Origin of the sequence: Burkholderia sp. IO2, assembly GCF_029522185.1 — a bacterium.
Classification (GTDB): domain Bacteria; phylum Pseudomonadota; class Gammaproteobacteria; order Burkholderiales; family Burkholderiaceae; genus Burkholderia; species Burkholderia cenocepacia.
On the sequence record NZ_JAKWFH010000113.1, the window covers coordinates 1 to 8,744 of the forward strand.

Sequence of the window (8,744 nt, forward strand, 5' to 3'; positions counted from 1 at the left end):
GCGCGGCGCCACGCCAGGCCGAGCGTGTCGGCGAGCAGCGCCGCGTGGCCGAGCCCGAGCGCGCATGCGGCCGTGCCGACCCGATAGGCCGCGCCGGACGCGTGCCACGCGGCGCCGGCGTCGGCCGTGGCCGGGTCGGCCGCCAGATCGGCCATCGACGCATCGGCGGTCTGCAGGAAATCCTCATAGGCATGCGCGTTGACGGTCACGACGCCGAGCGCGCGAGTGGGCGCGGCCGCGACCGCATCGCGCTCGGCCCGCGCGGCATCGGCCTCCCACAACGCTTCGGACGCGGGCGTGCCGGCGACGTGCCAGTCGACCGTCAATCCGTAGTCGTGCAATACGTCGACGAGCGCGACGTCCTCGGCCGCGGCGCCGAACAGCGCGAAATCGCGCCACAGCAGCGCCACCGTCTCGCGCACCAATTCGGGCGGCGCGCTGCGTCGGCCCTGCGCGTGTTCGCCGAGCAGCAGGTTGGTCCGCGCGAGAAAGCGCTTCAGCTCGGGCGCGCCGCTTGCGCGCAGCGCGCGCGTACACGCGGCCACGAGCCGCCAGAAATCGTACGGCCCGTCGTCGGTGAGCGCGGCGAGCAGCGCGTCGAGTTCGTCGAGTGCGGCGCCCGGCGCGCCGTGTTCGGCCCGCAGTACGCCGAGCAGCGCCTGCTCGTAACGGGCGCGAATCCGGGGCGCGAATGCGCCGGGCAACGCGCGCAGCGTGGCAGGCGGCACCGCGCGGCCGACCAGCGCGAGCGCATCGGGCGGCGTGCGCGTGCGCAGGTCGGCGGCGCTTTGCGCGCGCAACGCACGGAAATGCTCGAAGAGAACGGGCGAGCACGCGAGCTCGCGCAGGTTGTGGCGTCCGACGGCCGCACGAAAATCGCGCAGTGCGGCGCGCCAGCCGGCCGAGGTCGGCTCGGTGGCGACGAGCAGCACGGCGGCCGACAGTTGCCCGGCAAACCGTGCGGCCGGCAACCAGCCGGCTTCCGCCAGCACGGCCGCGGCCGCGGAAAGCGGCGCCGCTGCGTCGTCGCGCCGCTCGAATGCGTCGGCGGCCGCCGCCAGCCACGCGTCGGCCGCGCGCACGGCTCCGCCACGCGGGTTGGGCAATGCGTCAGGGTTGGGAACGTTCGCCGGATCGGACGTCATGGACACGCGCGCCTGTCATCGTCAAGTCGCTCGCGCGAACCGCGGCGCGCAAGCGCCGGGCCGGTGCGAGGCCTGAGCGGAGTGTCCGTGGGCCAGCGGCCCGGTCAGATCTGGACCATCTCGAAGTCTTCCTTGCGGGCGCCGCATTCGGGACACGTCCAATTGATCGGGACGTCTTCCCAGCGCGTGCCCGGGGCGATGCCCTCTTCCGGCAGCCCGGCTTCTTCGTCGTAAATCCAGCCACAAATCAGGCACATCCAGCTCTTGTATTCCATCTTAAGCCGCGTCGGGGAAAAGTCGGTAAATTCGGGAGCCATGATGGTACCGTGTCGGGGCCGGACTGCCTAGCAATCGCGCTGGAGGACGGCAACTACGTTGCGCTGCGCTAAAAATTCCGTCGTACCGGCCGGATTCCACCGCATAATGGTTGAAAAGTGCGGCCTGCCGGGCAACACAGGGCAAAAAAAGCCCATTCGCCTCGCCGTCCGCATTTCCGTCGCTTGTCCGTTTTTCTCTTGCCCCATTTTTACATGTCCAGCAACGCCCCTCCGATCGTCCTCACCTTCGGCCTGTCCGATCCCACCGGCGGCTCCGGCCTCCAAGCCGATCTGATGACCCTGGCGAGCATGGGCTGTCACGGCGTGTCCGTCCTGACCGGCTATACCGTGCGCGACTCGGCCGCCTGCGATGAAGTCACGGGCCTCGATCCCGACGTCGTCGCCGCGCAGGCGCGCATGCTGCTCGAAGACATGCCGGTTGCCGCGTTCAAGATCGGCGCGGCGACGCGTGCGGAAGTCGTGAGCGCGATCGCCGAAGTCGTCGCCGACTACGACGGCGTGCCGCTCGTGCTCGCCCCGGACTTCACGCTCGACGACGAGCACGTGCTCGCCGCCGACGACCTGCGCGAATCGATCGCCGACCTGCTGGCGCCGCAAACCACCCTGCTGGTCGCCGACCACGCGACGCTGATCGCGCTCGCCCAGCCGGACGGCGATGCCGAAGCGCCGAATCTCGACGCGGCCGTATCGCACCTGCTGTCGCAGGGCTGCGAATACATCCTGTCGTCGGAAACCGGCTCGCACCGGCTCGTCAATACGCTGTACGGCGAAGAAGGCCAGCTGCGCGAAGACATGTGGGATCGCTCGCCGCACCGGCTGATGGGCATCACCGACACGCTCGGCGCCGCCATCGCGGCGTTGCTCGCGAACGGCCAGGAGCCGCCCGAAGCCGTGCGCGAGGCGCAGGAATACCTGTACCAGGCCGTGCGCGACGCATTCCGGCCCGGCATGGGCGCGTACCTGCCCGACCGGTTCTTCTGGGCGCGCAGCAACGACGATTCGGATACGCCGCCGGCCGTGAAGGCCGACCCGGCGCCGAGGACGTCGCACCGGCATTGAGTCGCGACGCGGCGGGCAGGCCCCGCCGTCGCACGCCGCGCCTCGACGCTTTGAGGCGTGGCGTATCCGGCCGCCTCGCGTACGCATCGAAAACCGCGCACATAAAAAAAGACCCGCATCGCTGCGGGTCTTTTCTTTTGGCTGGAACGCGCATCGCTGCGCGCCCCGGACACCGTCGACCGAAGTCGATTACATGTCCATGCCCATGCCGCCCATGCCGCCCGGCATGCCGCCCGGCATCGGTGCGTCTTCCTTCGGCAGTTCTGCGACAGCTGCGTCCGTCGTCAGCAGCAGGCCTGCCACCGAAGCTGCGTTCTGCAGCGCGGTACGCGTGACCTTGGTCGGGTCGACGACGCCGGCTTCCACCATGTCGACGTACTCGCCCGTTGCTGCGTTGTAGCCGTAGTTGCCCTTGCCTGCTGCAACTGCCGCCACCACGACGCTCGCTTCTTCGCCACCGTTCGTGACGATCTGGCGCAGCGGCTCTTCCATCGCGCGCAGCACGATCTTGATGCCGGCGTTCTGGTCGGCGTTCGCGCCGGTCAGGCCTGCGATCGCGGTGCGTGCACGGATCAGCGCAACGCCGCCACCTGCCACGATGCCTTCTTCCACAGCTGCGCGGGTTGCGTGCAGTGCGTCTTCGACACGGGCCTTCTTTTCCTTCATTTCGACTTCGGTCGCAGCACCGACCTTGATCACTGCAACGCCGCCTGCCAGCTTGGCCACGCGCTCTTGCAGCTTTTCACGGTCGTAGTCCGACGTCGCTTCCTCGATTTGCGCGCGCACTTGCTTCACGCGTGCTTCGATGCTTGCAGCTTCGCCTGCGCCGTCGATGATCGTCGTGTTTTCCTTGCCCACTTCGATGCGCTTCGCCTGGCCCAGTTCTGCCAGCGTTGCCTTCTCGAGCGTCAGGCCGGTTTCTTCCGCGATGACTTGACCGCCGGTCAGGATCGCGATGTCTTCCAGCATCGCCTTGCGACGATCGCCGAAGCCCGGCGCCTTGACCGCAACGGTCTTCAGGATGCCGCGGATGTTGTTGACGACCAGCGTCGCGAGCGCTTCGCCTTCGACGTCTTCTGCGATGATCAGCAGCGGACGGCCAGCCTTCGCGACTTGCTCGAGCACCGGCAGCAGATCACGGATGTTCGACACCTTCTTGTCGTGCAGCAGCACGAACGGGTTGTCGAGGACGGCGACTTGCTTGTCCGGGTTGTTGATGAAGTACGGCGACAGGTAGCCGCGGTCGAATTGCATGCCTTCGACGACGTCGAGTTCGTCGGCCAGCGACTTGCCGTCTTCGACGGTGATGACGCCTTCCTTGCCGACCTTGTCCATCGCTTCAGCGATGCGATCGCCGATCGACGAATCGCTGTTCGCCGAGATCGAGCCGACCTGTGCGATTTCCTTGTTGGTCGTGCACGGCTTGCTGATCTTCTTCAGCTCTTCGACAGCCGCTGCGACTGCCTTGTCGATGCCGCGCTTCAGGTCCATCGGGTTCATGCCCGATGCGACGTACTTCATGCCTTCGCGAACGATCGATTGCGCGAGGACGGTTGCCGTCGTCGTGCCGTCGCCTGCGTTGTCGCTGGTCTTGGAAGCGACTTCCTTGACCATTTGCGCGCCCATGTTCTGGAGCTTGTCCTTCAGCTCGATTTCCTTCGCGACCGACACACCGTCCTTGGTGACCGTCGGGCCGCCGAAGCTGCGCTCGAGCACGACGTTGCGGCCCTTCGGACCCAGCGTGACCTTGACTGCGTTGGCGAGAATGTTCACGCCTTCGACCATCTTCGAACGGGCGGAATCGCCGAATACGACGTCTTTAGCTGCCATCTTCTAACTCCTTGAATTCTTGGGAATATGTACCGTCGGATGACGCTTACTTGGCGTTGACCACGGCCATGATGTCTTCTTCGCGCATGACCAGCAGTTCCTGGCCGTCGACCTTCACGGTCTGGCCTGCGTACTTGCCGAACAGGACGCGATCGCCGACCTTCACGTCGAGCGCGATCGGCGCACCCTTGTCGTCGCGCTTGCCCGGGCCGATGGCCAGGACTTCGCCCTGATCCGGCTTTTCAGCAGCGGCGTCGGGGATCACGATGCCCGAGGCGGTCTTGGTTTCCTGATCCAGGCGCTTGACGATCACGCGATCGTGCAAAGGACGAAGGTTCATATTCACTCCTCTCTTGACTGAGATTGAAGAACGCTTAGGGAATCTGCCCGGCTCATCGCCCGGCAGAGAATTGTTAGCACTCTCGTGCAGCGAGTGCTAATTATATGGACGGGTTTTGACAAATTCAAGAAGGGGAACCGGAGGAATTTTCGGGGCAGCGGCGCGGCGGGTAAAACAGACAAAAGCGACAAAAAACCCTTTTAAAACAACGACAAACCGAACACATCCTGCTCCGCCCGCGGGCTCGTGCGGCCCGCGCATCTCATCCAGCCCCGTTTGGACACCGGGTAAGCCCGGAGTTCCCGAGACCGCTGACATCGCATCGAAAAAAACGCACGGACGCCGATTTCGTCCGTCGCGACGCGTCCGTCACTCGGCTTCGCCGGGCCGATCCTCACGCATCGGCGCAGTCCGCGCCCGACAGCGGCCGAAAGGTCCGGCCGTCCGTCTCGACGGTCGCACCGAGCCGCCGTGCGAGCCCTTTCGCGCCTTCGCGCATCACGACGTCGTGATTCCACCGGAACAGCGGCCGCGCGAGCGGTTCCAGCCAGTTCATCCAGCGCACGTGCGTGCGGATGTGCCAGTCGTAGCGCACGACGGTGCGCGCGCCGTCGGCGACGAACGACCAGCGGCCGTCGCCCTCGATCGCGCCGCTCGCATGGCCTTCGAGCGCATGCGGCCGCTCGACGCGCCGCACGCGCATGTCGAAGGTCAGCCGGTACGGCAGCGCGCCCTTCCAGGTATACCGGTGCAGCGCGCCGACGCCGCGCGCGTCGCCGGGCTCGAGCTCGACGGTACGCACGGCGCCCTTCCACCAGTCGGGCCAGCGGTCGACCTGGTAGATCGCGTCCCAGACCGCCGCGAGCGGCGCGTCCACCCGCCAGGTCGTCGAAAACCGGTACTCCGCCATGCAGCCTCCGGCATGCGCGTCAGGAACGCGGATGGCGCGCCGTCAGGGCGCGAAGAAACGCTCGGGGAACGCGACGTCGATCTCCACGTCGTCGAGCGTCACGGTTTCGAGCGGCGTGTCGTCATCGTTCGCGTAGCTGATGACCTTCAGCGGAAAACCGTCCGCGGCGTCGAGCCACAGCCGGTAGCGATGCACGCCGTCGACCGCGTGCGCGGGTGCGCCCGTGACCAGCACGCGCAGCGCGGTCCGGCCGCCGACGGCCTCCTCGCCTTCGGTCACCGTCGCGCCGCCCTGCTGCAGCGCATGCACGTTGCGCAGCAGTTCGCCGACGTCCGAGCGGTCGACCCGGTGGCCGGTGCGGTCGCGCACGAGCGGATTGGACGGCGACAGCGTCAACGCGGGCGGCGCATGCGTGCCGAACGGGCGCAGCCGCACCTTGCCGTCGCCGGGATCGTACGCGAGCACCGCGCCGCGATGCGGCGACACGAAATCCATCCGGACGAAGCCCGGTTTCAGGTACGCGTAGCGGATTTCGGTGTGCTCGCCATCGCGCGCCGACGAGCGGATCGTCGCGCGGTACGAGCGGACGTGGTCGAAATGCGCCTGCGCGACGGTCACGGGATCGGCTGTCATGCTCGCTCCTATCAGGCTTGCGGCCAGCAACGCGGCGATCATGGCGCCGCCTCGACATCGAGCACGCCTTCCATTCCGCGCGCGCGATGGCTGCCGAAAAACAGCAGCCGGTGCGTGCAATAGTAGGCGAACCGCCCCGGCTGCTGCGGCGTGAAACGAAACGTTCTCGGCGTCGTGCCGAGTTCGGTATGCACCGCGATGCCCGCCTGCGGCGGCGCGTCGATCTCGAAGCTGTGCGGCACGACGCCGGGTTCGGCCGATACGGTCAGCTCGACCGGCACGTGCGCGCGGACGATCACGTGGTTGGGCAGGAAGAAATAGCTGCCGCCGACGATCGTCACCCGCTGCACGCCATCGGCATCGACCGGCACACGCACCGGCGCATCGCCCTGCGCTCGCGCAAGCATCGTGCCCGCGACGCACGCCGCCAGCACGAACCCCTTCATCATCGCCGTCTTCATTGCCTGCTCCCTGCGGGCGCCGCGCGTCATCCCTTCCACGCGTCGGTCGGGCCGCCCAGCGCACCGCATGCGTCGATCGCGAGTTCGCGCAGACGCCGTTCGTCGCCGCGACCGGACAGCGCATAACCCATGCCGCGATCCGACCAGAAATACGTGTAGCGACCGTCGGCCGACATCGCCCGCGGCGCGAGGCGGCGCGCATCGTATGCGGTCATGTACAGCGTCACGCGCGCGCCGTCCGCGCGCTGGTACATGAGCTGCGCGGCCGGCCCCGCGTCGCCGGGCAGCAACCGGCCGCCCAGCAGCGCGTAACCGTATTCGTCGAGCGACGGCGCGCGCACCGGCCGGCCGATGCGCGCCGACAGCCACGCGGCGAGACGGGCGGGATCGGCCGCACCCACCTCCACCGGATGCTCGCGGTCGGCGGCGTACACGGCGTACGCGACATCGGCGCGCGCGGCGAACGCCGGTGCGCGGCCGAATGCCGCCCAGCCCGCATGTAGCGCGACGCCGATCAGCAGGCCGGCCGCCAGCCCCGCGAACGCATGCGCGACGGCGCGCCAGCGCGGCGCGCGGCGCTGCACGAACAACGCGGGCGCGGCACCCGGCAACGGGAACAGCGCCTTCAGCGCATCGCGCTGCGCACGGTAATGCGCAAATCGTTCGGCTTCCTGCGGATCGGACTGCAGGCGCTCGAGCATCTCGCGGCGTTCGTGCCCGGACAATTCGCCGTCCAGCAACGCGGACAGCAGTTGCGCCGACGCATCGTCGTCCTGCTGGTTCGAAGGCTTGCGCGGATCGTCCATCATGGCTTCCCGATCACCCGTAACGTGGCCGTGCCGTGCGCCGGCGGCGCGTCCGACAGCAACGCGCGCATCTGCGCGCGCGCCCGTGCTAGCCGCGACATCACCGTGCCGACCGGCACGCCGAGCACCTGCGCGGCATCGCGATAGCTCAACTCCTCGAGCGCGACCAGCAGCAGCACCTCGCGCTGTTCGACCGGCAGCCGGTACAGCGCGCGCTGCACGTCGCGCAACTCCAGCCCGCCGACCGCGCCGGCAGGCGCGGCCATCGTCTGCCACGGCGCCGTCGCGTCGTCGACCGCGATCTCGTGCCGCGCGCGCAACTGGTCGATGAAGCGGTGCCGCAACAGCGTCAGCAGCCATGCGCGCAGGTGGCCGCCGTCGCGCGGCGGCCGGTTCAGCGCACGCTCGAGCGTGTCCTGCACGAGGTCGTCGGCCCATGCGCGCTCGCCCGTCAGCGCACGCGCATAGCGCGTGAGATGCGGGAGCCACACCAGCAGGTCCGACTCATAGCTCATCGGGATGCCTCGCGCGTCGCCGCGCGGTCATGGCCGCGCGACGTGCCACATGCCGCCGATTCCGTCGCCGCCCGCGTCCCCGGCCTTGTGGTCCATCTTCCAGCGATACAGCGGGCGGCCGCGGTACGCCCACTGCTTTTTGCCGTCGTCGCGGGCGACGAGGCTCAGCGCGCCCGACGCCTTGTCGTACGCGTCGGCGAGCGCGGGCGGCCAGTTGGCCGCGCACGTGCCGTCGCACATGCTCTTGCCCGGCGCATCGCGATCGAATACGTACAGCGTCATGTGCGCTTCGTCGACCAGTTTCCCGTCGCCGGCCTGTGGCGGTTCGGCGGCCGCCGGCCGCGCGATCGCCGCCGTCAGCGCGGCAGCGAAGATCATCCGTTTCATTCCCGTTCTCCTTGGCGTCGTGTCGCGACACGGTGCCGCCGGACGGGACGATCGGCTGCGTCGCGATCATTATCCCGCCGGCCGGCGGTGCCGGAACTCGGTATGTAAACGGACGGCGACGGCCGGTTATTCCATCCGGCAGCGCGACGAGCGGCGACGATCGTTCATGCGACGAAAGAAAGCGGGAACCCGCAATCGGCATAGGGGACGGCCATGAGGCCGTACCCCTGCCACACCACCCGGCATGCGGGTCCGCACCGGGCGGTTCGGGAAGTTGAGGTTATGAGAGTCGGGGCACACCCAGCCGATCGAAGTACGCG

11 protein-coding genes are annotated in these 8,744 nt (G+C 68.2%); 1 reads left to right on the plus strand and 10 read right to left on the minus strand.

Translation table 11 applies throughout. The features are described 5' to 3' along the window. Together MMB92_RS34630 and MMB92_RS34635 are read right to left on the minus strand one after the other, a co-directional pair. Positions 1–1,145 (minus strand): hypothetical protein (locus tag MMB92_RS34630; protein WP_277563252.1); only part of this gene is annotated, 1,145 nt, incomplete at its 3' end. 104 nt (positions 1,146–1,249) lie between these two features. Then, on the minus strand, positions 1,250–1,420 hold the full coding sequence (locus MMB92_RS34635; protein WP_004186709.1) for a rubredoxin: 171 nt from the start codon (positions 1,418–1,420) through the stop codon (positions 1,250–1,252). Between the two features lie 255 nt (positions 1,421–1,675). On the opposite strand from MMB92_RS34635, the gene MMB92_RS34640 reads away from it, so the two are divergent. After that, entirely contained in the window at positions 1,676–2,542 is an 867-nt protein-coding gene (locus tag MMB92_RS34640; RefSeq protein WP_012492910.1) for a hydroxymethylpyrimidine/phosphomethylpyrimidine kinase, read from the plus strand. Positions 2,543–2,731: 189 nt separating this feature from the next. Here the strand turns inward: MMB92_RS34640 and groL are convergent, their stop codons facing one another. From groL to MMB92_RS34680, 8 genes are all read right to left on the minus strand, one after another. Then, positions 2,732–4,372: a chaperonin GroEL gene (gene groL / locus MMB92_RS34645; RefSeq protein ID WP_006485462.1), complete on the minus strand. Its 1,641-nt coding sequence runs from the start codon at positions 4,370–4,372 to the stop codon at positions 2,732–2,734. Positions 4,373–4,418: 46 nt separating this feature from the next. Next, on the minus strand, positions 4,419–4,712 hold the full coding sequence (groES, locus tag MMB92_RS34650; RefSeq protein ID WP_004186661.1) for a co-chaperone GroES: 294 nt from the start codon (positions 4,710–4,712) through the stop codon (positions 4,419–4,421). A gap of 394 nt (positions 4,713–5,106) precedes the next feature. Next, positions 5,107–5,622: an SRPBCC family protein gene (locus MMB92_RS34655; RefSeq protein WP_212247003.1), complete on the minus strand. Its 516-nt coding sequence runs from the start codon at positions 5,620–5,622 to the stop codon at positions 5,107–5,109. Positions 5,623–5,664: 42 nt separating this feature from the next. Beyond that, a complete protein-coding gene (locus MMB92_RS34660; protein ID WP_048986303.1) occupies positions 5,665–6,297 on the minus strand; it encodes a DUF1571 domain-containing protein in 633 nt (210 codons plus the stop codon). Continuing rightward, a complete protein-coding gene (locus MMB92_RS34665; RefSeq protein WP_277563253.1) occupies positions 6,294–6,716 on the minus strand; it encodes a quinol oxidase in 423 nt (140 codons plus the stop codon). Before MMB92_RS34665 ends, MMB92_RS34660 begins: the two co-directional genes overlap by 4 nt. A 26-nt stretch (positions 6,717–6,742) precedes the next feature. After that, on the minus strand, positions 6,743–7,525 hold the full coding sequence (locus tag MMB92_RS34670; protein ID WP_060213797.1) for an anti-sigma factor: 783 nt from the start codon (positions 7,523–7,525) through the stop codon (positions 6,743–6,745). Then, entirely contained in the window at positions 7,522–8,037 is a 516-nt protein-coding gene (locus MMB92_RS34675; protein ID WP_006496678.1) for a sigma-70 family RNA polymerase sigma factor, read from the minus strand. The genes MMB92_RS34670 and MMB92_RS34675 overlap by 4 nt, the downstream gene beginning before the upstream one ends. Before the next feature lie 27 nt (positions 8,038–8,064). Continuing rightward, entirely contained in the window at positions 8,065–8,424 is a 360-nt protein-coding gene (locus tag MMB92_RS34680; protein ID WP_034200933.1) for a hypothetical protein, read from the minus strand. Positions 8,425–8,744 lie beyond the last annotated feature (320 nt).